The organism is Leptotrichia sp., assembly GCF_057270615.1.
Genome location: NZ_DBHIXN010000030.1, coordinates 1 through 26,930 on the forward strand (window position 1 = coordinate 1; position 26,930 = coordinate 26,930).

General features: G+C 25.1%; 27 protein-coding genes and 3 tRNA genes. 5 read left to right on the plus strand and 25 right to left on the minus strand.

What is annotated here, in order from left to right:
- Positions 1-319: 319 nt before the first annotated feature.
- The 5 genes from ACO409_RS06660 to radC all read right to left on the minus strand — a co-directional run bounded on the left by ACO409_RS06660 (position 320) and on the right by radC (position 2,134).
- Positions 320-395, minus strand: a tRNA-Phe gene (locus ACO409_RS06660).
- A gap of 6 nt (positions 396-401) precedes the next feature.
- Positions 402-478: transfer RNA gene (locus ACO409_RS06665), tRNA-Asp, on the minus strand.
- Between the two features lie 4 nt (positions 479-482).
- A tRNA-Val gene (locus ACO409_RS06670) sits at positions 483-558 on the minus strand.
- 338 nt (positions 559-896) lie between these two features.
- On the minus strand, positions 897-1,403 hold the full coding sequence (gene ricT, locus ACO409_RS06675; RefSeq protein ID WP_485555992.1) for a regulatory iron-sulfur-containing complex subunit RicT: 507 nt from the start codon (positions 1,401-1,403) through the stop codon (positions 897-899).
- Entirely contained in the window at positions 1,400-2,134 is a 735-nt protein-coding gene (gene radC, locus ACO409_RS06680; protein WP_485555994.1) for a RadC family protein, read from the minus strand. The genes ricT and radC overlap by 4 nt, the downstream gene beginning before the upstream one ends.
- 348 nt (positions 2,135-2,482) lie before the next feature.
- Here radC and ACO409_RS06685 point away from each other — a divergent pair, with 348 nt between their 5' ends.
- A complete protein-coding gene (locus ACO409_RS06685) occupies positions 2,483-3,793 on the plus strand; it encodes an alpha/beta hydrolase-fold protein (protein ID WP_485555996.1) in 1,311 nt (436 codons plus the stop codon).
- A 65-nt stretch (positions 3,794-3,858) separates the two neighbouring features.
- Positions 3,859-4,539 (plus strand): TMEM164-related integral membrane acyltransferase, encoded by a 681-nt coding sequence (locus ACO409_RS06690; protein ID WP_485555998.1) that lies wholly within the window; start codon positions 3,859-3,861, stop codon positions 4,537-4,539.
- 140 nt (positions 4,540-4,679) lie between these two features.
- Here the strand turns inward: ACO409_RS06690 and spoVG are convergent, their stop codons facing one another.
- The 4 genes from spoVG to ACO409_RS06710 all read right to left on the minus strand — a co-directional run bounded on the left by spoVG (position 4,680) and on the right by ACO409_RS06710 (position 7,203).
- The gene (gene spoVG, locus ACO409_RS06695) at positions 4,680-4,964 is read right to left on the minus strand and encodes a septation regulator SpoVG (protein WP_485556000.1); all 285 of its coding nucleotides are present in this window, start codon (positions 4,962-4,964) and stop codon (positions 4,680-4,682) included.
- 128 nt (positions 4,965-5,092) lie between these two features.
- Positions 5,093-5,338 (minus strand): RNA-binding S4 domain-containing protein, encoded by a 246-nt coding sequence (locus ACO409_RS06700; RefSeq protein WP_485556002.1) that lies wholly within the window; start codon positions 5,336-5,338, stop codon positions 5,093-5,095.
- 99 nt (positions 5,339-5,437) lie between these two features.
- The gene (locus ACO409_RS06705) at positions 5,438-6,430 is read right to left on the minus strand and encodes a phosphate/phosphite/phosphonate ABC transporter substrate-binding protein (RefSeq protein WP_485556004.1); all 993 of its coding nucleotides are present in this window, start codon (positions 6,428-6,430) and stop codon (positions 5,438-5,440) included.
- A gap of 506 nt (positions 6,431-6,936) precedes the next feature.
- Positions 6,937-7,203, minus strand: coding sequence for a hypothetical protein (locus tag ACO409_RS06710; protein ID WP_485556006.1), 267 nt, complete (start codon positions 7,201-7,203; stop codon positions 6,937-6,939).
- 707 nt (positions 7,204-7,910) lie between these two features.
- On the opposite strand from ACO409_RS06710, the gene ACO409_RS06715 reads away from it, so the two are divergent.
- From ACO409_RS06715 to ACO409_RS06725, 3 genes are all read left to right on the plus strand, one after another.
- The gene (locus ACO409_RS06715; RefSeq protein ID WP_485556008.1) at positions 7,911-8,405 is read left to right on the plus strand and encodes a KdsC family phosphatase; all 495 of its coding nucleotides are present in this window, start codon (positions 7,911-7,913) and stop codon (positions 8,403-8,405) included.
- Positions 8,406-8,813: 408 nt separating this feature from the next.
- Positions 8,814-11,318, plus strand: coding sequence for a DegV family protein (locus tag ACO409_RS06720; protein ID WP_485556010.1), 2,505 nt, complete (start codon positions 8,814-8,816; stop codon positions 11,316-11,318).
- A 51-nt stretch (positions 11,319-11,369) separates the two neighbouring features.
- The gene (locus tag ACO409_RS06725) at positions 11,370-12,074 is read left to right on the plus strand and encodes a biotin--[acetyl-CoA-carboxylase] ligase (protein WP_485556012.1); all 705 of its coding nucleotides are present in this window, start codon (positions 11,370-11,372) and stop codon (positions 12,072-12,074) included.
- 47 nt (positions 12,075-12,121) lie between these two features.
- Here ACO409_RS06725 and rfbD read toward each other — a convergent pair whose 3' ends face one another.
- From rfbD to ACO409_RS06805, 16 genes are all read right to left on the minus strand, one after another.
- A complete protein-coding gene (rfbD, locus tag ACO409_RS06730) occupies positions 12,122-12,979 on the minus strand; it encodes a dTDP-4-dehydrorhamnose reductase (RefSeq protein WP_485556014.1) in 858 nt (285 codons plus the stop codon).
- Positions 12,980-13,066: 87 nt separating this feature from the next.
- Positions 13,067-13,960 carry a glycosyltransferase family 2 protein gene (locus ACO409_RS06735; RefSeq protein ID WP_485556016.1) on the minus strand — a complete coding sequence of 298 codons (894 nt, stop codon included), beginning with the start codon at positions 13,958-13,960 and terminating at the stop codon, positions 13,067-13,069.
- Positions 13,947-14,795, minus strand: a complete 849-nt coding sequence (locus tag ACO409_RS06740; protein WP_485556018.1) for a glycosyltransferase family 2 protein — start codon at positions 14,793-14,795, stop codon at positions 13,947-13,949. The genes ACO409_RS06735 and ACO409_RS06740 overlap by 14 nt, the downstream gene beginning before the upstream one ends.
- Positions 14,796-14,799: 4 nt before the next feature.
- Complete coding sequence (locus ACO409_RS06745) at positions 14,800-15,141, minus strand: DUF2304 domain-containing protein (protein ID WP_485556020.1); 342 nt, start codon at positions 15,139-15,141, stop codon at positions 14,800-14,802.
- Positions 15,138-15,863, minus strand: coding sequence for a glycosyltransferase family 2 protein (locus tag ACO409_RS06750; RefSeq protein WP_485556022.1), 726 nt, complete (start codon positions 15,861-15,863; stop codon positions 15,138-15,140). Before ACO409_RS06750 ends, ACO409_RS06745 begins: the two co-directional genes overlap by 4 nt.
- A gap of 65 nt (positions 15,864-15,928) precedes the next feature.
- Positions 15,929-16,996: an acyltransferase family protein gene (locus ACO409_RS06755; protein ID WP_485556024.1), complete on the minus strand. Its 1,068-nt coding sequence runs from the start codon at positions 16,994-16,996 to the stop codon at positions 15,929-15,931.
- A gap of 16 nt (positions 16,997-17,012) precedes the next feature.
- Positions 17,013-17,354: an EamA family transporter gene (locus ACO409_RS06760; RefSeq protein WP_485556026.1), complete on the minus strand. Its 342-nt coding sequence runs from the start codon at positions 17,352-17,354 to the stop codon at positions 17,013-17,015.
- 3 nt (positions 17,355-17,357) lie between these two features.
- Positions 17,358-18,446: a Gfo/Idh/MocA family protein gene (locus tag ACO409_RS06765; protein WP_485556028.1), complete on the minus strand. Its 1,089-nt coding sequence runs from the start codon at positions 18,444-18,446 to the stop codon at positions 17,358-17,360.
- 16 nt (positions 18,447-18,462) lie between these two features.
- Positions 18,463-19,593 (minus strand): glycosyltransferase family 4 protein, encoded by a 1,131-nt coding sequence (locus ACO409_RS06770; RefSeq protein ID WP_485556030.1) that lies wholly within the window; start codon positions 19,591-19,593, stop codon positions 18,463-18,465.
- 180 nt (positions 19,594-19,773) lie between these two features.
- A complete protein-coding gene (locus ACO409_RS06775; protein WP_485556032.1) occupies positions 19,774-21,195 on the minus strand; it encodes a DUF2142 domain-containing protein in 1,422 nt (473 codons plus the stop codon).
- 878 nt (positions 21,196-22,073) lie between these two features.
- On the minus strand, positions 22,074-23,249 hold the full coding sequence (locus ACO409_RS06780; RefSeq protein ID WP_485556034.1) for a rhamnan synthesis F family protein: 1,176 nt from the start codon (positions 23,247-23,249) through the stop codon (positions 22,074-22,076).
- A gap of 9 nt (positions 23,250-23,258) precedes the next feature.
- Complete coding sequence (locus ACO409_RS06785) at positions 23,259-23,990, minus strand: ABC transporter ATP-binding protein (RefSeq protein WP_485556036.1); 732 nt, start codon at positions 23,988-23,990, stop codon at positions 23,259-23,261.
- Positions 23,991-24,040: 50 nt separating this feature from the next.
- The gene (locus ACO409_RS06790) at positions 24,041-24,829 is read right to left on the minus strand and encodes an ABC transporter permease (protein ID WP_485556038.1); all 789 of its coding nucleotides are present in this window, start codon (positions 24,827-24,829) and stop codon (positions 24,041-24,043) included.
- A 374-nt stretch (positions 24,830-25,203) separates the two neighbouring features.
- Positions 25,204-25,449 carry a glycosyltransferase gene (locus ACO409_RS06795; protein ID WP_485556040.1) on the minus strand — a complete coding sequence of 82 codons (246 nt, stop codon included), beginning with the start codon at positions 25,447-25,449 and terminating at the stop codon, positions 25,204-25,206.
- An 18-nt stretch (positions 25,450-25,467) separates the two neighbouring features.
- A complete protein-coding gene (rfbA, locus tag ACO409_RS06800) occupies positions 25,468-26,331 on the minus strand; it encodes a glucose-1-phosphate thymidylyltransferase RfbA (protein ID WP_485556042.1) in 864 nt (287 codons plus the stop codon).
- Positions 26,332-26,429: 98 nt separating this feature from the next.
- Positions 26,430-26,930, minus strand: a 501-nt coding sequence (locus tag ACO409_RS06805) for a sugar transferase (RefSeq protein WP_485556044.1), incomplete at its 5' end; no start/stop codon positions are given.

Sequence of the window (26,930 nt, forward strand, 5' to 3'; positions counted from 1 at the left end):
AAAATCTTCAATCCCCACAGGAACAGCTTTTTTTCTCATAAAATCACTCCCTCTTTTATTTTCTTATAAATTTCAATATATATTAATTATATCACAACTTGATATTTAAAATAAAGTCATTTAGATACTCTGCACTTTATTTCTGAATTTTAATATTTGAAACATTTTAAGAACTGGTTTTGAATTCTTAAATTTATCTGAACCTCCCACGACTAAAGTCGCAAGTGTTCTTGCACTATTTAATAAATATAATTAAAAAAAAATGCAAAACAGCATAAACACCGATTTGCACTATATATTCTAATTTTATTTGTTATAATGGTGCCCAGACGCGGAATCGAACCACGGACACAGGGATTTTCAGTCCCTTGCTCTACCGACTGAGCTATCTGGGCATATAATGGCGGAAGTGACGAGACTCGAACTCGCGACATCTTGCGTGACAGGCAAGCACTCTAACCAACTGAGCTACACCTCCATAATGGTGGTCACAATTGGGCTCGAACCAATGACCCCCTGCTTGTAAGGCAGGTGCTCTCCCAACTGAGCTATGCGACCACGTTATCTTTATTACTCAATAAGTATAACATATATTTACAAATATTTCAACTCTTTTTTTTAAAATTTTTATTATTATCCTGCTTTTTTTAATTCAAACTATCAAATCCTTGAAAAATCATTCTTTTTATCATTTTAAAATATTAAAACAAAACAATATTTTATTTATCTTTTCAATAAGACAGTTTTAATCTTTTGGCTGAATCATTTACGAAAAACTATAAATTTTTGTTAATACAGTATTCACATTACTTCTTGACAAGGGAAAGCAAACTCCCTTGCTACTATAAATACTGTTTATTGCTTAGCTTTTAATAATTTTATTTTAAATACTAATTTTACCAGTAAATTTCCCTTCCATATTTTCCAAAAGCTGACAAAATTCTTCCTTCGTCATTTGTTTTAATTTGGTAAAATTCTACTCTCTTTTTAAATGTCTTGTTCACTTCTTTTACCAATTCTCTAAAATCAAGTCTATTATTAGCTGTAAAATAAAATATTAGCTTTCCCTCATCAAAAGTATATTCTCCAATGACAAGATTCATTTCGGGAAGCAGTCTTTTTACAATTTTTTTACATTTAAAATATGCTTCATCAGCCTTTTTATCCAAATCTGACAGTTTTTTTATTTCTTCTTCTGATAACTTTCTTTTTACTTCCCTAATTTTTAAATCATCTTGATCAGCATTTTCCTTGTTTAATGCGACTCCGAGAACTATACCTATTTGTTCCCCGCGAATTGTATCTACAAGAACATGATCACCTTTTTTATAATCTTCTGAATCATTTATCATAAATGGATAAACTTTTTTTGTTTTTCTAAATTTTATATTTATTATCTTCATAATATCCCACCTTCCAAAAAACTGAAATACCCCTTTTCACTTATTATCAAATGATCAAGCAACCGTATTTCTATATTTTCAAAAACTTCCTTTACTTTTCTTGTCAATAAAATATCAGATTTTGACGGTTTTAATGAACCTGATGGATGATTATGTACCAAAATTACTCCTTTTGCATTATATTCTAAAATTTTTTTTACCAATTCACGAATATAAACTGTACTTCTATCAATTGTTCCAAAAAAAAGCTCCTCTTCTTTCAGCAATTCATTTTGTGTGTTTAAAAATAGCACCTTAAATACTTCAATATCTCTATTTAAAAGAGAAAATTCCAAATAATTTAGCAGTTTAAGATTACTTGAAAGTACAATCCGTTCGTTATGTACCTTTTTATACAATTCACTTTCTATTATTTCAAATAAAAGTTTAAAAAATACAACTGCTCTTTCAGTCATATATTTATTTTTTTGCAACTCTTCTTCCGACTGTTTCAAAATTGTATACAAATCCCGATATTTGCTCAAAAGATCCTTTGCAATTCCTCTGCAATTTTTTCTAGTAACTGTATAAGTAAGCAATAGTTCCAAAACTTCATAATCTGCAAAACCTTTTGTCCCCGTTGACAAAAATCTCTGCCTCAATCTTTCCCTATGCCCTCTTTCTCTTTCTTCACTCATCATTTGTTCAAAGTCTATTTTTTTATTGTCCTTATTCCCATTATTCCTCTTCATTTTTCCCCCCAGAAAAATATCTAATTCTATTAGCAACGTCTTTAAAAAAACCCTTTGCTTTTACTCAAATAGTTTACCATAAAACTAAAAAAATAACAAACTAAATTAAATAGACGACAGAGTAAAAAATTTTGAAATATAGAAAAATTATGGTAAAATTTATCAAAGGCTTTTCTTTAAAATATACTTAAACCCATTTAAAATTGAACTATTAAAAATTATATAAACTTAGGGTTTTAAGTAAAATAATCTTAGTTTTTAAGTTCAGCTTTAAATCAGTTTTACTATAATTTAGTAAAAAAGTTCATTGAATACATCTGATAAAAAATAGTAAAGGAGGAATTATTTATGAAAAAAATACTTTTATTTTTAGCAATTTTAGGTATGCTAATATCAACTGGAATTATTTCGGCAGAAACAACTACAACATTAAAAACTGAAAAAATAAAGTATCCTAAAGGAATAAGAAATGTAACATCTGTAACAGAAGTTTTTGGAACAGGACAGCAAATAACATATATTATTCTTGAATTTAATGAAAAAGTAGTAAATTCACAACTGACAAAAAATACTTTTACAGTATCAGGCAGAACTGTTGAAAAAATTTATTCAAATACTCGTCCTGAAAAAACTGACATTGTAAAAGACGGAAGATATGTCATTATTGAATTAAATCCAAAGGATGATGGAGCTTCCCTTCGTCTAGAAGGAAATAATGAAGTTGGATTTCAGATGAAAAAAGCAACTTCTAAAATAACACAAAAGGAAGATATTTTATTTACAAGTGGTAAAAAGTTAGAAAAAAGTATTGCAATACTTGAAAATAATAAAACTAAAAATCTAATTGTTGAAAACTTTAAGCAATTTGTGTATAAAGATCCCAAAACAGGGACAAACGTAAAATATAATCTTTATATTCCAAAAAATTATGACAAAAATAAAAAATATCCACTTGTACTGTTTATGCATGATATGGGAGTTTTAAGTGAAGATACAAAAACTACCTTACTTCAAGGAAACGGTGCAATTTCATTCGCAACACCTGAAGAACAAGCAAGACACGAAGCATTTGTACTAGCTCCTCAATATTCAAGACAAGTAATAAATGACAATGGAAATATTACAAGTGACTTGGATGCAACTGTAAATTTGATAAGAGATCATTTACTTTCAAAATACAGCATTGATGAAAAAAAATTATATGCAACAGGACAATCAATGGGCGGAATGATGGCTATTGTTATGAACTATAAATATCCAGAATTATTTGCCGCTTCATATTTAGTAGCTTGCCAATGGGATCCAAAAGAAGTATCCGCTATGGCAAAAAATAATCTGTGGATAACAGTCTCAACTGGCGATGCAAAAGCCTATCCTGGAATGAATGCAATCACAAGTGAACTTATAAAAAGAGGAGCTACAGTAGCCAAAGATACTTGGAGAGCCGACTACACAGATACACAATTTTTAGAAGGTGCCAGAAAAATTATTGCTCAAAAGTCAAATATAAAATACACGACACTTGAAAAAGGTACAAATCCATACTTGCCTAAAGATGCCAATTCAAGTTTAGAGCACTCTGGAACTTGGAAAATAGCTTATAACATACCTGGAATAAAAGACTGGATGTTTTTGCAATCAAAACAGCCAAAGCAATGAAAAGCATTGAAAAATTTTAAATAAAAAAATAAATATATAGAAAAAGAAACAAGAGAGGAGAAACTTTGACTTTTAGTTATTTTATCCCAATTCACATAGAAACTTTTGTAGTATCAATTTTATTTTGCATTTTTTTATTTTATATTCCAAAAATTTTTAAAAATATAAATATAAAAAAATATTCAACATTTTTAGGTTATTTTCTACTGATATTTAAAATAATTGACTCAATTTACAGGTTAATGTATCAAAATGAGCCTATAACTAATGTTATGCCAATACATCTTTGCAATTTTGCAGCAATTTTCGCAGGATTATATTTGATTTTTAGAACAAAATTTTTGTATAATGCAGTCTATTATTTTATTTTTGGACCAGTTTTAGCATTAATTTTGCCTGGAATAGTTTATTATCATGACAATTATTATGTATATATTTTTATGATAATGCACGCACTTATAGTATTTACAGCTTTTTTTGGATATACTTATTTGCATGAAAGACCTTCAAAAAAAGGACTTATTCAATCAGCAATTACATTACTTGCCATATTTTTGTATGCATTTATATATAACTCTATTTTTAAAGGAATAAATGCAATGTTCTTAAAAATCCACATTATTTCTCAAGTAAAATTTATAAAACCAATTTGGCTTTATGATATTATTCTGATAGCAGTAATGATTTTTTTCCAATTTTTGTTATATCTTCCAATTATGAAAAGAAATAATAAAAAGAAAAGTTAATTAATTTGGTTTTGAAAATGAAGTTGAATAATGTAAGATAAAAAATAAAATTAAGAAGAAAGAAAAAGTACACCACTGATATTAGTATTATTATGTATGTATGATTTTAGTATTTTTGGTGTACTTTTTTAGTAAAAATCTTATTCAGCTTCAGTATGATCTGCCTTTTCTTGTTCAAATTTTTCTAAAATAACTTTTGTTATTTCAGCACGAAGTTCAGGTTTTATTGGATGAACTATGTCTTTAAATTCTCCATTTGGCATTCTTCTGGATGGCATTGCCACAAAAAGCCCATTTTGTCCATCGATTATTTTTAACCCATGAATGACAAAACTTTCATCAAATGTGATATCAGCATAGGCTTTCAATCTTTCGATGTTTTCCGTTTGTTTTCCAATTCTAATACGAATATCAGTTACTTTCATAAATCTTCTCCTTGTTTTATAGTTTTATTTTTCACTACAATTATACCTTATTTATTGTAAAAAACAAGAGAAAAAATAATAAAGAATATAATATTTATTTAATTTATTTAAAGTAACTTTAAAAAAGATTATCCAATTACCTTAATATAGTCTTCAATAAATTCTTTTTTTAGACTTTCAGGCGGCAAATCTAAAACTTTTACTTTTATATTTTTATTAAAATACTTTATTTCAAAAATGTCACCTTTTTTTACATTATAAGAAGACTTTTTAGGATCCCCATTTACAACTATATTTCCATTATCTGCAAGCTCTTTTGCCACAGTTCTTCTTTTTATAATTCTTGTTACCTTTAAAAATTTATCTAAACGCATTTTTTATTTTACTCCTAAATTTTTATTATTTAGATATATTCGACAATCTAAGTTTTTTTATTTTATTAAATTCTAAGTTTGTATGGTTATCGAACAAGTCTATTTTATATTTTTCATTCCTTCGTACCATGCTGTATTTGTTTCCACAAATCCTACATTATTATTTTCTTTTAAGAACAATCCTCTTACTTTACTCTTTTTATTGCTGAAAATATATGGATTATCTGTTGTTGATTTAGCCATTAAAGCTTTTTTAATTTTTTCTTGATCTTCTTTTGATAAAGTTTTTGTATTAAACACAATTGGTCCATTATAAACTGGGATTGATTTTATAACTGTAAAACTTTTTCCTGCATAATCTCCAAATGGTGCAACTGCTCCTTTTTTTACTCTATATGTAGCTCCTGAATGAAAATCCTTTCCAGCCGTTAGTTCATATATTGTAAATGATTTTGGAATAGCAAATGTGGCAACATCTACATCCCCTTTAAATAGCAAAACTTGAGTTCCTGGATGTGAATTTCCAAACATAACTTTTGAAAATACTTTATTTCCTAACAATTCATCTGTATTTTTTAGTCCAAATTCCTTTATAATCGCATTTCCAGGTACTTTAAATCCTGATGTAGAACTATTTGTAACAAATCCTATTGATTTACCTTTTATTTTCTTCAAGTCAAATCCATTTCCAGAACGGTATTTATCAGCATCTTCTTTTCTTACTGCAATAAAGCTGTAATAAAGAGCATCTTTTAATGTTCCGCTTTCCCCTGCATTTGTCAATACTGCCTCAATATCTTTTGTACGTTTTATAGCATTTAAATATGCTTCCGCCCCAATATATGCAATCTGTGATTGTCCAGAAATAATATTTTCAACTGTAATATTATAATCAGTTGTCGTAACAATCTCAACCTTTTTCCCAGTTGCTTCATGCACAATCCGAGCAAATTCTTCTCTTGATTTTTTCAAAGAGTCATTAGTCTCATTTGGTAAGAATACAATTTTAATTGTATCATTCTTTTTCCCACAGCTAATCGCAAGTAAAAACATTACTATTAACAGCAAACTTTTAAAAATATTTCTTTTCATAAATACCTCCATCACAAAATAATCTAAAATTTTCTATATTATAACATTAGTTATTTGCATAGTCAATTCTAAAAATTCTTTAACAAAATAAAATATTTAGGATAAATCAAAAATCATATTTTGCATTCAGTTTTAGATCAGTTTTATTATAAGATATGCTCCGATAACCTAAATTTTTTTGTTAAATTATAAGTTTATATAGTTACCGAACAGACCTATACTAAAATAACGTTTTTTCTTTTTTAAGAAAAGAAATATTCCGAATAGTCTACATGTATTACCATGCTCTGACGATAAATTTTATATAAAAATAAATTATGATAAAAAATTGCTGAATTTTATTCTTAAAAAAATCATGCCCTTAATATCTTTATTCCGTTTATTAATAAAAATGATGACAATATCTAGAATAATTATATAATTATTATTTTAAGTTAGATTTTTATTTTTATAATTTCTAAACTTTATATGATTATTCTTTATATGCCATCATTTTATTTTTAAAATTATTCTACTTTATAATAACTGTCAAAATTTTCTTCATGAGAAAGTTTCATTTTATTTCTCAAATGAACCATATCACTTATAACTTTTTCTTCTATATGAGTCAACCTATCCCAATCTATTAAATTTTCTTCATCACGAGTTTTATTTATTTCTTCATCAAGCTCGGTTATTTTTTCAAGCAATGTTTTTTTGTTCCAAGCTGTATTTTCATACCAATCTGTTATTTCTTTTAATTTTCTTTTGAAATAGTCTATATCTAAATTCATTTTCCACCTCTCTTTTAAATTACAAAATCTCCTCTATTATATAAACCAGCTATATTTTTGATTTTTTTGACACTAAAGTGTTTGACTTTTTAAGGTGATTTGTAATTTTTGCTCCATTTTTCAAAAAAAACTAAACAAAGTTGCATAGCATCTCGATTATTTCAATATATAATTGCTCAAAATTATATTTAATATTATCGTCTTTGTGCTAATATTATCCCACATTTTTCCTAAAAGTCAATATTTTTTTTAAAATTTTAATTAAAAGAATATTCTATGAAAGATTAATTTTTTATAAAGTTAAAATATACCATAAATTAAAATTAATTCTGTCTAATATATATATAACAAAATTGATTTAAAACTAAACTTAAAAGCTAAAACTATTTTACTCAAATCCTAAATTCACATGATTTTCAATAGTTTAATTTTGAATGAGTTCTAGTATATTTACTATATTGCACTAAATCCTGTTTGAAAAATAAAAAACATATTTTATTGCAAGAAATCAAAACTCTTTGTCAGAAAATGAAAAAAATATAAAAGCAAAGCATAAATAAAAATCACAAGAAGAAATATTAGAATTTTACTCGTGTAAAAAAAATATGTACCTATATTTTTTTACTCTAACTTTATAAAATAAATTTGAACAATAAGCATATATTATGGTATAATAATAACAAGCTGTAGATATAAATGGAGAAAAAATGATAAAATTAATTTTACTAGATGTAGATGGAACACTTACCGATGGTGGAATTTATCTCGGCAATAGTGGCGAAGAATTAAAAAAATTTAACGTAAAAGATGGCTATGCCATCGTAAATGCACAAAAATTAGGCATTGAATTTGGAATTATTACAGGTGGAGAATCCGAACTGTTAAAAAAACGGGTTGAAAAACTGAAAATAAAATACCTTTTTCAAGGAATTTCCGAAAAAACTCTGATACTGAGCGATATTATGAATAAAACAGGCTTAAAAAGCGAAGAAATAGCCTATATGGGTGATGATTTAAACGATATAAAAGTCATAAAAAAAATCGGCTTTTCTGGAACACCTTTAGATGGAGCAAATGAAATAAAAGCAATTGCTGATTTTATTTCTACCAAAAATGGCGGTGAAGGAGCAGTACGTGAATTTGTAGAAGTTATTTTAAAAAAAGAAAACTTATTCCAAAAATTTTTAGAAATCGTAAAATAAGTTATCTTTCTTTTATTAAATAAAATAAAGTATTCTTTTGAATTTTTTTTGTTTTATACTTTATTTAGATTATTTTGATTAATAATAATTATTCTTTTTTCATTAATTAATTTTTAAACAAATTAAACATGTTTAGATGAGTGGAAATTGTGAAAGAAATAACAGTCGATTTTTCTTGCTTTGTAAAAACAAAAAAATAACTTTTATCAATTTCAAAACATACTCGAACCTATTTAATTTGAATCATTTAAAAATTATATAAACTTGAAGTCATAGGTTTTGAGTTTGGTTTTAAATCAGTTTTACTTTAAAATTTGTTAAGATAAATTTTTAAGAAATCAAGAAAATAGATTTCAATAATAAAAAAATAATCATAAAAATATAAAAAATTGTTTTTAGGAGGAAATAATGGCAATAAAATATTTAGATGCCAAAAGGCTAAAATTAGTGTTTATTGGCGGCGGAAAATGGGTTATAAAACATGAGGAACTTTTAAATGAACTGAATGTCTATCCAGTTCCTGACGGAGATACTGGAAGCAATATGTCAATGACATTAAATTCAATGATAAATGATCTTGAAGAAAAAACAAATGACAAAATAAAAATGCCTGAATTGATAGATGTAGTTGAAGAAGCGGTGCTAATGGGAGCACGTGGAAATTCTGGAACAATTTTGTCACAAGTAATCACAGGATTTCTAAGAGGTATTGGAGAAAAAACTAAACTGTTGCCAAAAGATGTAGCACAGGCTCTTGTAAGTGCAAAAGAAACTGCATATAATGCCGTAAGTGAACCTATTGAAGGGACAATGCTAACAGTTATTAGAAAAATTTCTGAAAAGGCTACAGAATGTGCAGAAAAATTTGAAGATTTGGTCGCATTTTTAAAAGAAATTGTAGAAGCTGGGAAAAAAGCTGTGGACGAAACACCTGAATTGCTTCCAAAATTAAAAGAGGCAGGAGTCGTTGATTCTGGTGGAAAAGGTTTATTCTTCTTCTTTGAAGGATTTTATAAAGTTACAACTGAACTAAATCTACTAGCTGAATTGCAAAAATCTCAAGTAAAAGAAAACGAATTTGACAAGACAATAGCAAACATTAATCATGATCCTGAAAGTATACACTTTCAATATTGTACAGAATTTATTATTCTAAACGGTGATTTTGATACAAACGAATACAAAAAACGTGTGTTAGAACTAGGAGATTCTGCAGTATTTGCACAAACTTCTAAAAAATTTAAAACTCACATTCATACAAACCATCCTGGAAAAGCAATCGAAATTGCACTAGAATATGGACCTCTTGAAAAAATGAAAGTAGAAAACATGAAACTGCAACACGATAATTTGCAAATTTTTAGTGAAAAAGATGAAGCAAAAATTTTTACAAGCAAAAAAATCAATAAAACTAAATCATCATTTATAATATTAGCAGATTCTGAAAATTTAAAAGATGAATTTTTAAAACTTGGTGCAGATGTGGTAATTTTAGGAGGACAAAGTAAAAATCCAAGTGTTCAGGAAATACTAAATGCCATTGGAAAAACAACAAAAGAAAATATCTATATTCTTCCAAATAATAAAAATGTCATTACAACAGCAAAATTGGCTGCTGAAAAATCTAAAAGAACAGTAGTCGTTCTTGATACAAAAACAATGCTTGATGGATACTATTTCCTAAAAAATAAAGATACCGATATTGATGAATTAAAAGAAGCAGCTTCTAGAAATTATTCTGTAGAAATTACAAAAGCTGTAAGAGATACAAAAGTTGAAGATTTATTAATAGAAAAAGATGAATTTATTGGACTTGTAAACGGAAAAATAAAATATGCCAAAAAATCATTAAAAGATGTAGTGGATGCTATATTAGATGACCTAGTAACAAAACAAACTATAACTGCAGTTGTTGTAAGCGGAAATGAAAAAGATGAAGCTTCACAAAAAAGTATTGAAGAAAAATTGTCAGGATTAAAGACTAAAATTATCAATGGTAATCAAAAAAATTACTACTACTATCTATACATTGAAAATAAAGATCCAAATATGCCTGAAATTGCCGTTTTAACTGATTCTATATCAGATTTAACAAATGAAGATATAGAAGGGCTTCCAATAAAAATTGTTCCTTTGAGAATCGATATAAACGGAGAACTTTACAAAGATGGAATAGAAATTACTAAATCAGAATTTTGGCATGAAATGCTAGACAATGATGCCAAAATCAAAACATCTCAGCCATCACCACAAGATTTTTTAGATGCCTATAACAAATTATTTGAAAAAGGATACAAAAAAATTATCTCTATACATCCGTCATCAAAATTAAGCGGAACAATACAAGCTGCAAAAGTTGGAAGAAGCCTTACAAATAGAGAAAACGATATAGAGTTGATAGATAGTTTAGGAGCTTCATTATTACAAGGATTTCTTGCATTAGGAGCAGCTGGAAAATCAGTAAGAGGGGAAAGCTTTACAGAAATTATCAATTGGGTAACTAACTTCAGAACTAAAGGTAAACTGCTTATGATCATTCCAGACTTAAAATACCTTGAAAGAGGTGGAAGAATTGGAAAAGCAAGTTCAACAATAGCAGGTGCATTAAATATGAAACCTATCTTAACTGTAAATCAAGGAGAAGTTACAGTTGAGAAAAAAGTTCTTGGTGAGCGTAATGCACAAAAATACATTGAAAAATACATTGAACGTGAAAGCAAAAAACAAAGCATTGTCCTTATGAGCGGATGGGGTGGAACTAAAGCAGAACTTGAAAATGTCGTTAGAATTTATTCAGAAGTAGAAAATAACCCAAAAATAAACTCATTAATATTAAATAGAGAAATTGGAGCTGTAATAGGAGCTCATGCAGGCCCAGTTTATGGAGTATTTATATTCCCAAGATTAAGTTAATTAATCGATAAAATTAAATTTTAAACATAACAAGCAGAAAGAGGTACAGTTTTGAAATTTAAATTTTTTGATGAAATAAATTCAACAAACGAATATTTACGACGACAACTAAGAATCGAGGAATTTGAAGTAATCGTAGCAAAAAATCAGACAAATGGAAAAGGAAAAAGAGATAGTGTATGGATTTCAAGCGAAGGAGCCGCTCTTTTTTCCTTTGCTGTTAATGACAACTATGAGCTAGATGAAAAAATTACAATTTTTGCAGGATATATCGTCTACAAAGTTCTAAAAAACTATATAGAAAACAAAGATAAGCTAACTTTTAAATGGCCAAACGATATTTATTATGAAAATAAAAAATTATGTGGAATTTTATGTGAAAAAGTGAGAGATCACATAATAATCGGAATTGGAATAAACATCAACAATACTGATTTTGGAATATTTCGTGAAAAAGCTATCTCACTTGTAGAAATAACAGGAAAAACTCATTCGGTACAAAATATAATAGAAGAAATTGTATCCACTTTTGAAAATGAATTTCACAGATTGAATAGAGAATGGGAAGATATATTACGAGTCATAAATGAAAACAGCTATCTAAAAGGTAAAAAGATAGTAATTAAACATAATGGACATTTTTCTGAAAAAAAATACCGTTTTCTACGTGTAGACAGAAGAGGAAGAATTTCAATTATCGCTAAAGGAGATAGCGATGAACAAAAATTTACTTCTCTAGAATTTAAAGTTTTATAAAAATAAAAAGGAATATCTCTTAATTACAAAGGATATTCCTTATTTTTTTACAATTCCCCATTTTCTTTCATCTCTTCTAAAAATCTATCAATTCCTGACTGCCAAGACGGAATCTTTTCTCCTAACAATTTTTCTACCTTGCTAGAATCCAATTTTGAATACGGTGGTCGTTTAGCAGGAAGATTAAAATCTGCCGTTTTAGCTCTCCCCAATATTCCACTCCAACCAATTTTTTCCAAAACATACTTCGCTTGGTCATATTTACTCGCAATTCCATCATTTGTAATATGATACAATCCAAATTTTTCAGTTTGAATTAATTTCCAAGAAAATTCAGCTAAATCCATTGAATAAGTCGGAACTGATACTTGATCGTCCACAATATTTAATTCAGCTCTAGATTTACTCCAGTTAATAACTTGCTTGTTAAAATTATTATTTGCTATCCCAAACACCCATGAAGTCCGTATCACAAAAGATTTATCATATGTTTCTAAAACATCTTTTTCTCCTTGAGCCTTCGATTTTCCATACTCTGAAACTCCATTTGTTCTATCATCTTCCACATAAGGAGTATTTTTTCCCCCATCAAACACAAAGTCTGTCGTATAAGTAACAAAAATAGCCCCAATCTTTTTAGAAAACTCAGCCAATTTCTTCGGTGCCTCAGCATTCAATACCCAAACTTTTTTATCAGTCTCAGCTTTATCCACATCGTTATATGCTGCACAATTTATCACATGAGTAATTCCTTCATTTTCTTGAAAAAATTTGTTTAAATCTTCATCACTTGTAATGTCTAATTCTTTGTAGTCTGTTGCGATATATTCAATATTTTTTTTATTGAATATTTTTTTGAAGTCGTGGCCTAGTTGTCCGTTTGAGCCGGTTAGTAGTATTTTCATTGATTTTGTCCTTTCTTTTATAATTATAAATTTTTTTATTCCTTTTATATTATATAAAAAGTATCAAAATATGTCTAACTTTTTATTTTATCCTTTTATTAAAAGAGAAATCTGCTTTTTTAACGGCATATCTATTTTTGATTTTTTTAGTTTTATAATTCTTTTGAATCTATTAGTTTTAACATCTACTATTTTAAAATATTCTTCGATTATCTCTTTTTTGTCCTCTGTTAGAAGATTTTGATAATTTTCATATATTTTTTTTATCATTTTATAATCCCGTTTATCAAAATATCTTTTAGAAAAAAGTGATTTAAATGTACTCTTTGCACCAATTTGATTATTACTATGTTGCCTATAATAAATTAAAGGCTCTTTTATAAAAATTCTTTTAAAAAATAATTCTGATATAATATGGATATATCTATCATGTAAATAAACCTCTTCTGAAAAAGGTAAAATAAATTTTTTTATTTCTTTTGAAATTAAAATTGTAGCCCCTTGTACAAAATAATTAAAAAATATATTTTTTAATCCCATTTTTTTTATTTTTCCTGAAATAAATGTATTCTTTAAGATTTTTTCTTTAGTTTCAGAAAATAAAACAGCATCAGAATGAATTAAAAATCCCTCATTTCTAAAATTTTTTATTTTACTTAAATACAATTCCAATTTATTTTCAACCCACACATCATCTTGATCAGAAAACATTATCAAATCAGAATCTGAAATTTTCAATAATTCTTCAAAATTTTTTACTATTCCTAAATTCCCTTTTTCATCGCTTATAATTTTTATTCTACTATCTTTTTTTTCATATTCTTTAAGAATTTCAAAAGTACTATCAGAAGAGCCATCATCTCTTATTAACAAATTCCAATTTTTATATGTTTGAAAAATTATAGAATCTATTTGTTCAGACAAATATTTTTCACCATTATAAGTTGCCATCAAAATATCTATTTTTTTATTTTCTATCATCTAGTCCACCCATTTTATTTTTAAAAAAGTCTTTTATTCCTTTAAACATAAACCTTAGTTTTCTTATTTTATCTTTTTCATAAAAAATAACTTTAAAAAAATCATTTAAAATATAATATATATATCTTAATCTATATTTTCTATAATTTTTAAATATATATAATTTATTTCTCATCATATAATATTTTCTGACATAATTATGATTTAAAATTGAAATTTTTTTAAAAAAGAAACTTCTTTTTTCTAAATTTCCTAATTCGTGACACATCTTTATCTTATTCAACTGTTTTATTTGATAACCTTTTTCTATCATTCGATAACACATTTCATTATCTACTTCATCAATAAAAAGATTCTCATCAAATTTTCCTACTTTTTTCCAAGCTGATAAATTTAATAAATTACCTGATGTCATTACACGATCTACATCCATAAACTTTTTATCTTCATCCATTTTTACTATATCATTTTTTAAAATGTGACAAGGAGAGACTATTCCTATATTCTTATTCTCAATTTGACTAAAAGTTTTTAGATACTCTTCTACATTTTTTGAATCAAAATAACTATCTTGATCCATGGTTAATATCCAAGAAAAACCTTCTTTTATAGATTTTTCACATACTAAATTTAAAGCACTTGCTATTCCTAAATTTTTCCCTTTATTATAGATATATTCAACTTTAGTACTTTCTAATATTTCTACCAATCCTTTATTATTATTTTGAGAGTTATCAATTATAAATAACTTTTCAAAATAATTAAGATATGTTTTTATATTTTCGATATTTTTATTATCTGGGTTATACCATATTACTGTTGTGGATATTTTCATATTTTTACTTTCTTTTTACATCATTATTTTCAATTTTTTTTAAAATCGCTATCTCTTGTGCTAAAAACATTACTTTTTCTTTTTCTTTCGATAAATACCTAGTTGTTCTAAAATTAATAATCAATAAAAATAAAATACATAAAAGAAGAAATAATGTAGGAGGGTAATTAACTCCTAAAAAATGAGATATTTTATCTATACTTTTGGGAAATATTGAAAAAAATATTCCTACTAATGAGCCACATACCCAAAAAAAACTTTCATAAACATCTAATTTATTTTCTATTGTTAGGTGTAATATATATATAAATAAAGAAACTGCTATAATTATAAAAAATATATTCATTTTCTTTTTCCTCCTAGTATATTTTTCAATATAATAATAAAAATTACATATATTATCTTTATCATGTATTTTATTGGTTTAATTATTCCTGAATGCATACTTTCTCCAAATTCTCTTAACTCCATTTTTACGCCTACTTCCTCAATTTTATAACCTTTTAATAACAAATCTATTATTAAATTAGCATCAGGATATTCAGGATAATTTCCTAATTTTGAATAATATCCCATTATTTTTTTATCCAAACATTGAAACCCTGAAGTAGGATCTGTTATAACTTTTTTACAATATATTTTTATTATTTGAGTAAATAAATTAGTACCTAATTTTCTAAAAAAAGAATGCTTATATCCTGTATTTTTTAAAAACCTTGATCCAATAACTATATCACAATTTTTATTCTTTAATTTCTCAAATAGTTTATTGGCTTCTGATGCTAAATGTTGTCCATCTGCATCAAATTGTATTGCATAGTCATAATTATTATAATAAGCATATTTAATTCCTGTTTGAACCGCTTTTGCATATCCCATATTAAATGGATGATTTATATAATCAACATTTTCTTCTTTCAAAACTTTTTCTGTATTATCTTTTGAACAATCATTTATAACAATAATATCTGCCATTGGAGTATTCTTTCTTATATCCTCCAAAACTTTTTTTATATTCATTTCTTCATTATAAGCTGGTATTATAAATATTATTTTCCCACTTTTCATTTTATTTTTGGATGATAAATGTATAAAATATCATTTGCTCCTTTCTTTTGTTTTTATTTAAGAAGTTATTTATTCAACATTTCTCTTAATTTATATTTCATTTTTATAAATTTCTTTTCTACTAAATTATAAAAAACAAAAGTTAAAATAAATGTACCTAACAAATAAATATATAAATAGTTATTTTTTGCCATATTAAAATGTTTAAGTAGTTGGAAAACAAATGGATGTAATAAATAGAAAGAAAAACTTAATTTTCCTAAACTAGAGAACTTTTTAAAAATTTTAGAAATTACTCCTAATTCAAATGAAAAAATGAAAATCATTATCCCAACTATAACTGGAAATATATATTGATTTTGCATATTGTAATTTATCTTTCCATAAAATCTAACAATTGTATATAGTATTAAAATTTCTAGAATTGTAAATAGAATATTTTTATATTTAAAAAATTTATTATTATCTAAATTAACAGTTACTATATATCTATAAAAAATTGCAACGATTGTTCCAATAAAATAGGAAACTAATATTCTAAAAAACCCAAATGGTATTTGTTTATATTCAGTAAAATGCTGATCTAAAAAATATGGTGAATTATGTTTAAATATGCTGATACAAATTACAAAACCCATAAAACAAAAAAATGCTACCGCAACTCCATTTATTTTTTTTCGTAAAAAATATATAAAAACAAAAAAAAGCGTTCCTACATAAAGTTCTAATCCTAAAGCCCATGAAACTGTATAAGTATCTAAACCTAATTTCATTGCATTTAATCCCATAATATGTAAAAGAAATAATGAAACAAACCAATTATACAAACCAATACTAATACCATTGAATAACTTATAAAAAAATGAATTATATATTATCATTATAACCATATAAGGTAATAATAACCTAATTACTCTTCCTGATAAGAATTTTTTTAAATATTCATCAGTTGAAGAATCAAATTTTTGTCTCAATGTAATGACAAACGCACTTAAACAGAAAAAAAATTCTACTCCTAATACATAAGAACCTGAAACGATATTTGTAATTCCTCTTACAAAAAAGAAGTGACCTAAAGCTATTATTAATGCTGCAATAAATCTAAATGTTTCTAATGCTTCAAACCTTTTCATTCACTAACTCCTTTCGTTATTTCTTTATATTCATTAAAACTACTCCTATTAAAATAATCACAATACCCCAATATTGATAGCTACTAATACTTTCTTTTAACAAAAATTTTGAAGATAATATTATTAATATGTATGCTAATCCTGAAGCAATCGGAGAAATAAAACTTAAATTATATTTTGATAATATTATAATCCATAATATAAAACTTATTAAATAAAATACAATTCCAATTATTCCAATAAATGCTATTCTAAATTGAAATACTGATTTTGACAAAACAAAATTTAAATCCTCTCCACCCATCTTGATAAAAGTCATCCCTAAAGTAGAAAGTATCAAATATAATACAAAAACCATTTTTTATTTTTCCTTTCTAATATTTAAATTTTTTTCTATTACTTGATTCATTGCTAACACTGTTTTTCTTCCTTGTTCTGCTGAAATTGATTCATCATTTGTATTTGTATTTATATTATTAATAAATTTTTTAATAACAATATCCTGACCATAATATAAATTCTTTAAAACTAAATTAACTCCATTCTTTATAAAACCTCTCCAAAAACTTAAAGTATAATCAAGAGAATTTTTCAATATGTTCTTAGCCAAATGTAATTGATCGCTATTTGCTATAATAACTATATCCTTAAAAAAATCATATATTACTATTTTCTTTTCACATAAAAGTATAAATAGCCATTCACATACAGGCGAATTAAAATTCATAGTTATAGTTGCTGGTATCTCTCCTGCTATTAAATTAACATTTAATATCATTGGAGTATTTTCTATTTTTGACTTATCAAATTGTGTAAAAGAATTAAAAATTTTTAAATCTCCACCAAATTTCTTTAAAAGATAAAAAAAATGTGCTGCTTCATCATAAAATAATCCTAAAGGTAAATCATCATACCAATCTGGAAGTCTTCTATCTCTATTTGTAAATTGTAAGCATGATATAGTTTTTATTTTCCCAAACTCATTATTTTTTAGTCTTTTTTCAATTTCTCTCATACCATTAGAAAATTGAAAATTATGCATAACACTAAATACTTTTTTCTTTTCATTTGAAATTTTAATTAATTCATCAGCTTCATCTTTATTCATAGTCATTGGCTTCTCAACTAAAACATTTTTCCCTAAATTCAAACATGCTTTTACTAATGGAAAATGTGATTTTGGTGGTGTTCCTATTATAACAGCTTCTACTTCTTCAAACCATTTTAAATTTTTTAATTGCTTTTCTATATTATTACTTTCATTTTCATCTTTTTCTAAAACAAAAGTATTTGATATTTTATTTTTTTGTGCTGTTTTTTTTACTTTTTCTTTATTATTTCCAATAACTCCAATCAACTCTATAAAATTCTTATTTTTTTTTATTGCTGGAATATGTCTACTATTAGTTATATTTCCAGCACCTATAACACACATTTTTATCTTATTCATAATTATTTCTCACTTTCTAAATTTTTTTGATTTCTAATAAAATTTTATTTGCTGTAACTTCCCACTCAAAATTTTCAAGTATTCTTTTTTGAATATTTCTTCCCATCTTTTCAATTATTTCAGCATTATTTAGCAATAATTTTAATTTCTCAAGTATTTCTTCTTCACTATTTTTCTTCAATACTATTCCGTATTCTTCATTTACAATAACTTCAGGAGTTCCACCTCTATTAGAAGCTATTATTGCACATTTTTCCAAACCAGCTTCTAATATTGATGTTGGTAGTCCTTCCGGAAAATCAGTTGGTAATAAAAATATATCCGTACTTTCTAATGCTTTCATAATTTTTTTATGTTCCATTCTACCAGTAATTACTATATTTCTATTTTTATTATTTTTTTTAATTTCCTCATAAACTTCTCCATCACCAATTATAAACAAACACACATCTTCTGAATCTAATTTATTAAATGTATTTATCAATTTAAAAATGCCTTTCTCTTTAATAAGCCTTCCAGTAAATACACATATTTTTTTACTTTTATCTATATTATATTCTTTTCTTAAATCAAAAGTTTCGTCTTTTTCTACATTTTTATCTATCGAATTATAAAAAACACCTTTAGCTTTTATCCTAAAATGTTGTAACCACTTATTACATTCTTCAGAAACACCATAAAAGTTTTTAATATTTTTCTTTACTAAAAATGATATCACATGTTCATAAAACTCTCCTAATTTGTCCCAAAATTTATTATTTACAGTAAAATGACCTGTTCCATGTTCTATTAGTAGACTTTTTTTTACATTTTTTTTAGAAAAAATAGAACCTACTAATGAATGAATATAAAATCTTGTATTAATTATTGAAACATCAAATTTTTCTTTTTTTAAATTATTTATTATCATCTTGTTTTTTTTGTTAAATTTTAATACTGGGAATCTACCATTTAACAAATTAACAGTATCCAATCTTATTATTTGAATATTTTCTATTACTTCAAAAGTTTTTAAATTATCTGTATTTGAAGTGATTACTGTTATTTTATTTCCTTTTTTTAAAAACTCTTTAGCTATATGATAAGTATATCTTTCTACTCCTCCTAAATTAGGAAGAAAATTAGCACTCCAAATTATTATTTTCAAATTTTAACCTCCTATAAAATCATATATTTTAATTTATATCCTACAAAATATACTTCTTCACTTTTTACTAGAATACTAAAATATTTCTAACTTTGTCAGTTCAAGAAAAAATTGATTAAAATAAAATCCTTAAATTTTAATTATATAAAAAATAAATATCCTTTAGTAAAAATTTTATAATCAAATATAATATCTCAATAAAAAAACAAATAATATCATAACTAATCCAAAATTCATAAATATTTCAGTATTAGAATCTAGTGTTTCTTTCTTTATAGATATTCTCCTTTTAGATAACAATATATATAATAACGGAATTACTGGGATAAAATATCTTCCTTGAACTCCTTCGACATACTCATAACCTACTTTAGACCATCCTATATACAAAGCTGTTAATATTCCTATATAAGATAAAACTAAATAAGCAGATATTATAAACTTTGCTTTTAAATCATCTTTAGATAATATATTGTCTGAATAGATATTCATTATTATTAATATAATATACGAATACATTAATAAAAAAGGAATTTTTGTATCTAACCATCCTAATACACCAATATAACTCTCTATATAAGATTGAATAGACATTTTAGACGTTAAATATAAAGTCTCTAAATATTTTATTGGATTTTCTTTTAAATATTCTATTTGTAATGATATATCTCTTGAAGGATTTTCTGGAGACAACTTACTCCAAAAAATATTAAATGTTAATGTCAAAGCGAATATAAAGAAAAAAGTTATTAAGCAATTTCTTTTTTTATCAAATTTTTTGAATAATAATAAAATAAATATAGCTAAAAGAAAATATACTACTTTTATTGAAGTTGGAAAAAATACCCCTAAAAATAGAAAGATTAGATATTTAATATTTATTTTTTCTTTACTATCCAAATATAATCTAAAAATTACTGATATAAATAAAAAAGAAAAACCATTTATTAAAGCATCTGTTGAGTATGATATTGCCTGTTGAACATTAATAGGTAATAATGAAAAAATAAAAAACATATTTTTTAATTTAGGAGGAGATATTTTTATAGAGCTATAAACTAACAAAATCCAAGTAAAGAAATTAAAAAATCTTCCCAAATAATAAACAACATATAAAGGTAAATTTAAACTTTCTCCTATTTTTATTCCTATAGATTGCGGAATATAAGAAATTGGATTTATTATAGCTCCTCCCTTTAGTTCAAAATTTCTAGTTTTTTCTTTATTAATTTTAATTTTGATTATTTTTTTTAAATCTAATAAATTTATCTTATTCTCTGAATAAAAAGCAACTTCATGTAAATCAGAATCTTTTACAAATTCTTCCAAAGAACTAGGCAATTTAGCAACATATTTAGAATCTACTTTCTTTGGAATAAGTTGTCCTTTTGAAATTGAATATGCTCTAAAAAAATGTACATCTTCATCTGGTGCTTGCAAAGGTGGAAATATAAACATCCATAATATTCCGTAACTTAAGATTATGCATAAAAACTTATGTTCTTTTTTTTGAATTTTTTCTTTTTTTAAGAGAAAATAAACTAATATATTTATAAAAATCATTACAAAACATAAAATATACAATAATAAATTTAATTTCAAATTCTTATATCCTAAACTATAGAGAATTTCTCCATTTTTATTAGAATATACAGTTATTGTATTTTTGGATTCTTCATTTGATGATACTAATTTAAAATAATAATTCTTTCCTTTTGAGTTTTTTAGAGTACCGAATTTTATTTCATACGGATTATTATCTAATAATTCTTTAGTATATATTGTTTTATCTCTCAATTTATTTCCATTCTCTTCATATAATTCAAATCTTACAATATCATTATTCTCTCTCTGATATGTACCTACAATTATTTTTATAGATCTTAAATTATTGTAAGGCGAATATATCTTTTGTTTTCTTTCTTTATTATTATTTTTGTTCAATTCACCTATAACTTGACCATACTCTGGCTTTATATCTTTTATATATATAACTTTATTACTAATTTTTTCTATTATTAAAATAGTTTCTATTATTAATATTACAAATAATATTATATGACCTTTTTTCATATATTTTTGAACCTTTCTATTTTTCCACCATAAGATAGAGAAATTTTTTATTTTTTATAAATTTTAGTATTTAAATATAATATTTTTTTAACTTTCTTAAAATTAATTTTATATAAAAACTCTTCAGATATATTATATAGTTTAAATATTTTTCCAAGTTCTGAATTTTTTGATATTAAAATTTCTATCAAATCTTATGTTTTTTTCTAACTATTAGTAAAAATCTATTAAAATAGAGAGCTATTCTCACTTTCTTTATTTCTTTACGATATAAAAATTTATTTCTCTTACTTGAATATAAAAACTTTAGAAAGTTTCTTTTGAAATATTTAATGTAATTTTTTTATTAATCTTAAAATTAAATTTTTATTGTTAGTACGAATTATTAACCTGTCTCTAATTTATTTTTAATTCATTCCAGTATGATACATAAGCTTTTCTTTCAATGATTTTAAATTCCATACTCTTGTTCTAGTTCTTTGATCTTCAATATATTCATTCAACAATGCTGTATCAAAACTTTTCCCAAGATTTCTAATTTCCATCCATTCTGTTATTTGTCTATAGACTAAGTCTCTCTTTAAAAATGGAAATCCTAATTTATCTACAATAAAAAATGGGGCTACTACAATCATCCCATATACATTTATCAAATCAGATAAAATTTTTCTAATTTCAAAATTATTCAATTTTTTATTTTCAAGAACAACTTCTTCATCTAAATTTTTCAAATACAAATTTTTTATTTTATCTACTATATCCTGATCTATATGTCTATTAAAAGACATTTCTATTATAAGTTTAAAAATATTATCTTCTTTTTCCATAATTTTATCCAGTAATCTGTCTGTACTCAAATAAACTTTTGGTTTTATTCCATCTTTTAATATGGAACTTGTTAACATTACTTCCCCTTTATTTATATTTGAACGCCTATCATCACTTATTAAAAATTTATTCCAAAATTTATTAAAATTATAACCCTTCATCACTTTATTTGAAAACATTAAAAAATAAGATTGTACATGGTAACTGGGTTTACCCAAATATTCAGCAACTCCTAAAAAATCTTTATCTTGATTATTATTAAAAAATTCTATAAAAAAATTATCTTCATTTTTTAAATTTGCAAAAATAGAATCATTTAAAATTACTAATTTTTTTAATTCTATATTTTTTCTTTTCAATAGTTGAATAAACTCTTTATATATACCAAAATCTCTTCCTATATTGTATCTTTCACCAAATGCTATAACTCTATCATAATATTTCTCAATAAACCAATTTGGTAATTTGTTATTAGATATTACTATCACTTCATAACCTAATAATTTTTCAAACATCATAAAAAAGCGTTCATACATTAATTGTGATTTAGGAGAATATACAGCAAATAATATTATTTTTTTACCTATTATTTTCTTTATATCAAAACTTTTATTTTCTAAAAATACTATACTTCCTTTTTTGTTCAATAATAAATATTTAAGTGCTCTAATTTTTAGTTTTATTCTAATTGATAATAGTAATATCAATTGTAATTTAAGAAATATATTTCCTTTAAACTTATTAAATATTTTCATTTTTTCCTCCTATTTTTCTTTATATTCTTTACATATTTCTTTTGCATTACCATATTTTTTTACTTTTCCTTTTTCCAACCACAAAACATTTGTACTTAATTTTTCTATTTGCTCTATTGAATGTGAAACTAAAATAACTGTTGTTCCTGAAGAAAACATTTCTTTTATTTTTTCGTTACTTTTTAATTGAAATTTAAAATCTCCTACTGACAAAATTTCATCTACTATTAGTATTTCAGGTTTTACTACAGTTGCAATTGAAAAACCTAATCTTGCTACCATTCCAGAAGAAAAATTTTTTACTGGAACATCCAAAAAACTTTCTAATTCAGAAAATTTAACAATTTCATTAAAATGCTCTTTTATAAATTTTTTACTATATCCTAAAATATAACTATTTAAAAATATATTTTCCCTAGCTGTCAATTCTGGATCAAAACCAGATCCCAATTCTATTAAAGGTGATATCTTCCCTCTCACTTTAACACTTCCAGAAGTTGGTTTCATTATTCCAGAAATAATTTTTAAAATTGTACTTTTTCCAGCACCATTATATCCTATTATTCCTAAGATTTCACCTTTTTGAACATCAAATGATACATTTTCAAGAGCTGCAAATTCTTCATATTTTAAATCTCTTTTCAATAATTTTATAATATATTCTTTCAAAGAAAAAATTTTATCTCTTGTCATTCTAAACTTCATCGATACATTCTTTACACTTATTACATTATCTTCCATTAAATCTCTCCTTTTATTTAAGATAATTTATCTGATTTCTCACATTTATATTATATATAGAATATAAATTTATCTTGATTTTTATAAAATACTACAATGCCTATCCCTATAGATAAAAAAGCATAAAATAAACATAGTATATTGGAATGTAAAGTTGGAATTTTCCCATATAAAACTATTTCTCTAAAATTATTTATAAATACATACATTGGATTAAAAATAACAGTTTTTTGTAAATAATTAGGTAATATTGATACTGGATAAAATATTGGAGTCAAGTATGTCCAAATTAATATCAAAATTCCATATAAATGTAAGAGATCTCTAAAAAATATTGCATAAACTGCTAAAATTAAACCTATTCCTAACGCAAATATGAAAATATAAATTAATGGTAACGGAAATAACAATATTGATATACTAAATTTCGTTTTTGTTATTAATCCAACTATCAATACAGCTACTAAAGAAAACAACATATTTGTAAATCCAAACATTACTTTCGATAGAGGAAATATATACTTCGGTATATAGACTTTTTTTATCAATCCAGCGTTTCCTAGTATAGATGTCATTGACATATTTGTAGATTCAGAAAAAAAACCAAACAAAACTTGTCCTGTTAATAAATACATTGGAAAATTAGGAATGTCACTTTTAAACAAAGTTGAAAAAACTACTGTCATAACAAGCATCATTAACAAAGGATTTAAAATACTCCATGCAAATCCTAATATTGATTTTTTGTATTTTATTTTTATATCTCTTGAAACCATTTCTATAATTAAATCATAATATTTAAAAAAATTTTCTAATATACCCTTTATATTTTTTATCATAAAATATCATACTCTCCTTTCTTTATATTTCTTATATTTCTAATCATTTGTAAAAGCCTAAAATTTTTAATAATTGCAATATTTCTATAATTTTTTTCCATTATTTTTACAATAAAAATTTAATATCTTAGAAAAAACACTATATTTAAATTTTATATTATTATTTTTATAATCTCTTATATTTTTTTTAACAATTTTTAAAAACAAAGAAAACTAACATATTATATAATGATTTTTGAAAATTTAAATTCTACCATGTCTAAATTTAATCACAAGATATCTTTTTTCTAGCATTTACAACAATCTTAACTTCCGTTTTTAAGATTGCTATTTTATACTAGATCCTATTAATATATTTATCTATTTTACGACAACTAATAAAACTCACAATTCTTTAAAAAACCTAAATTTCCTTTATTATCTCTCAAAACATTTATTCTTTCATCTCTTTTCTCATATTCTTTCAAAATTTCTAGAGTTCTGTCTTTAGAACCATCATCTCTTATCAATAATTTCCAATTTTTATATGTTTGATCAATAATTGAATCAATTTGCTCACTTATATATTCTTCACCATTATATGTTGCCATTAATATTTCTATTGTTTCATCCTGATTCATAAAATTTATAAACTCCCTTTACTTTAACAAATCAACCAAATATTTACCATATACCGTTTTCATCATTGGTTTTGCTAATTTTTCAACATCTTGCTTTTCAATCCATCCTTTTTGATATGCAATCTCCTCAATACAAGCAATATACAATCCTTGTCTATTCTGCACAGTTTGCACAAAATTTGCTGCTTCCAATAAAGCTTCGTGAGTGCCTGTATCAAGCCAAGCTGTTCCTCTTCCTAAATTTTTGACATTTAATTTTCCTTCAGAAAGGTACATTTCATTTACTGATGTGATTTCTATTTCACCTCTTGCAGATGGTTTTACATTTTTAGCTTTCTCAATTACTGTATTATCGTAGAAGTATAATCCTGGAATTGCATAGTTTGATTTTGGGTCTACTGGCTTTTCTTCTAGAGAGATTGCTTTTCCATTTTTATCAAACTCAACTACTCCATAAGCCCTTGGATCTTTTACGGGATAGCCAAATATTATTGCTCCTTCTTTAAGATCAGACGCTTCTTCTAACAATCCTGTAAAACCGCTTCCATAAAATATATTATCTCCCAAAATTAAAGCTACGTTGTCATTGCCAATAAATTTTTCTCCAATTAGGAATGCTTCTGCAAGTCCATTTGGTTTTTCTTGAACTTTGTATTCAAGATTTATTCCTAAATCACTTCCATCTCCCAAAAGTTCCTTAAATAATGGCAAATCTCTTGGAGTAGAGATTATTAGAATGTCTCTTATGTTTGCAAGCATAAGAACAGATAAAGGATAATAAATCATCGGTTTATCATAAATTGGTATGATTTGTTTTGAAATAGACTTTGTTAGCGGATATAGCCTAGTTCCACTTCCACCAGCTAAGATAATTCCTTTCATAAAGTAACCCTCCTTGAAATTATATTATTAAATCTATACTACTCTATTAGAAAAAATAAAAGCAATGTTTTGACAAAGAATACCAAACCCTTGCAATATTACTTTCCTTTTCCAAATAAAACAGCTTTAGCCGTTTTTATAATAATAAGTACATCTAGCATAAAATCCTGATGCTTTAAATAATACAGATCATACTCAAGTTTTCTTTTAGCATCTTCAAGACTCTCTCCATAAGGGAACATTACCTGAGCCCAGCCTGTTATTCCTGGCTTTATGAGATGTCTTAGGTTATAGTGCTTTATTTTTTTTGCATAATCCTTGGCTAGAATATCCCATTCAGGACGTGGGCCAATAAAGCTCATTGTGCCTTTCAGAATATTCCAAAGCTGTGGCAGTTCATCAATCCTTGTTTTTCTCATAAACTTTCCAAATTTTGTAACCCTTATATCGTTATCTAGTGTGTATTTTGAATATTTCTTAGGATCGTGAATTCTCATGCTTCTAAATTTGTAGACCCTGAAAGGCTTCATATTTTCACCTATTCTGGTCTGCTTGAATATGACTGGTCCTCTAGATTCCATCTTAATGATTATTGCAGT

Bases quoted from the DNA above. Each gene is read 5' to 3' on its own strand.
- ricT (WP_485555992.1), bottom strand. From the start codon at position 1,403: ATGAAGATAATAAATATAAAATTTAGAAAAACAAAAAAAGTTTATCCA.
- radC (WP_485555994.1), bottom strand. From the start codon at position 2,134: ATGAAGAGGAATAATGGGAATAAGGACAATAAAAAAATAGACTTTGAA.
- ACO409_RS06685 (WP_485555996.1), top strand. From the start codon at position 2,483: ATGAAAAAAATACTTTTATTTTTAGCAATTTTAGGTATGCTAATATCA.
- spoVG (WP_485556000.1), bottom strand. From the start codon at position 4,964: ATGAAAGTAACTGATATTCGTATTAGAATTGGAAAACAAACGGAAAAC.
- ACO409_RS06700 (WP_485556002.1), bottom strand. From the start codon at position 5,338: ATGCGTTTAGATAAATTTTTAAAGGTAACAAGAATTATAAAAAGAAGA.
- ACO409_RS06705 (WP_485556004.1), bottom strand. From the start codon at position 6,430: ATGAAAAGAAATATTTTTAAAAGTTTGCTGTTAATAGTAATGTTTTTA.
- ACO409_RS06710 (WP_485556006.1), bottom strand. From the start codon at position 7,203: ATGAATTTAGATATAGACTATTTCAAAAGAAAATTAAAAGAAATAACA.
- ACO409_RS06715 (WP_485556008.1), top strand. From the start codon at position 7,911: ATGATAAAATTAATTTTACTAGATGTAGATGGAACACTTACCGATGGT.
- ACO409_RS06720 (WP_485556010.1), top strand. From the start codon at position 8,814: ATGGCAATAAAATATTTAGATGCCAAAAGGCTAAAATTAGTGTTTATT.
- rfbD (WP_485556014.1), bottom strand. From the start codon at position 12,979: ATGAAAATACTACTAACCGGCTCAAACGGACAACTAGGCCACGACTTC.
- ACO409_RS06735 (WP_485556016.1), bottom strand. From the start codon at position 13,960: ATGATAGAAAATAAAAAAATAGATATTTTGATGGCAACTTATAATGGT.
- ACO409_RS06740 (WP_485556018.1), bottom strand. From the start codon at position 14,795: ATGAAAATATCCACAACAGTAATATGGTATAACCCAGATAATAAAAAT.
- ACO409_RS06745 (WP_485556020.1), bottom strand. From the start codon at position 15,141: ATGAATATATTTTTTATAATTATAGCAGTTTCTTTATTTATATATATA.
- ACO409_RS06750 (WP_485556022.1), bottom strand. From the start codon at position 15,863: ATGAAAAGTGGGAAAATAATATTTATAATACCAGCTTATAATGAAGAA.
- ACO409_RS06755 (WP_485556024.1), bottom strand. From the start codon at position 16,996: ATGAAAAGGTTTGAAGCATTAGAAACATTTAGATTTATTGCAGCATTA.
- ACO409_RS06760 (WP_485556026.1), bottom strand. From the start codon at position 17,354: ATGGTTTTTGTATTATATTTGATACTTTCTACTTTAGGGATGACTTTT.
- ACO409_RS06765 (WP_485556028.1), bottom strand. From the start codon at position 18,446: ATGAATAAGATAAAAATGTGTGTTATAGGTGCTGGAAATATAACTAAT.
- ACO409_RS06780 (WP_485556034.1), bottom strand. From the start codon at position 23,249: ATGAAAATATTTAATAAGTTTAAAGGAAATATATTTCTTAAATTACAA.
- ACO409_RS06785 (WP_485556036.1), bottom strand. From the start codon at position 23,990: ATGGAAGATAATGTAATAAGTGTAAAGAATGTATCGATGAAGTTTAGA.
- ACO409_RS06790 (WP_485556038.1), bottom strand. From the start codon at position 24,829: ATGATAAAAAATATAAAGGGTATATTAGAAAATTTTTTTAAATATTAT.
- ACO409_RS06795 (WP_485556040.1), bottom strand. From the start codon at position 25,449: ATGAATCAGGATGAAACAATAGAAATATTAATGGCAACATATAATGGT.
- rfbA (WP_485556042.1), bottom strand. From the start codon at position 26,331: ATGAAAGGAATTATCTTAGCTGGTGGAAGTGGAACTAGGCTATATCCG.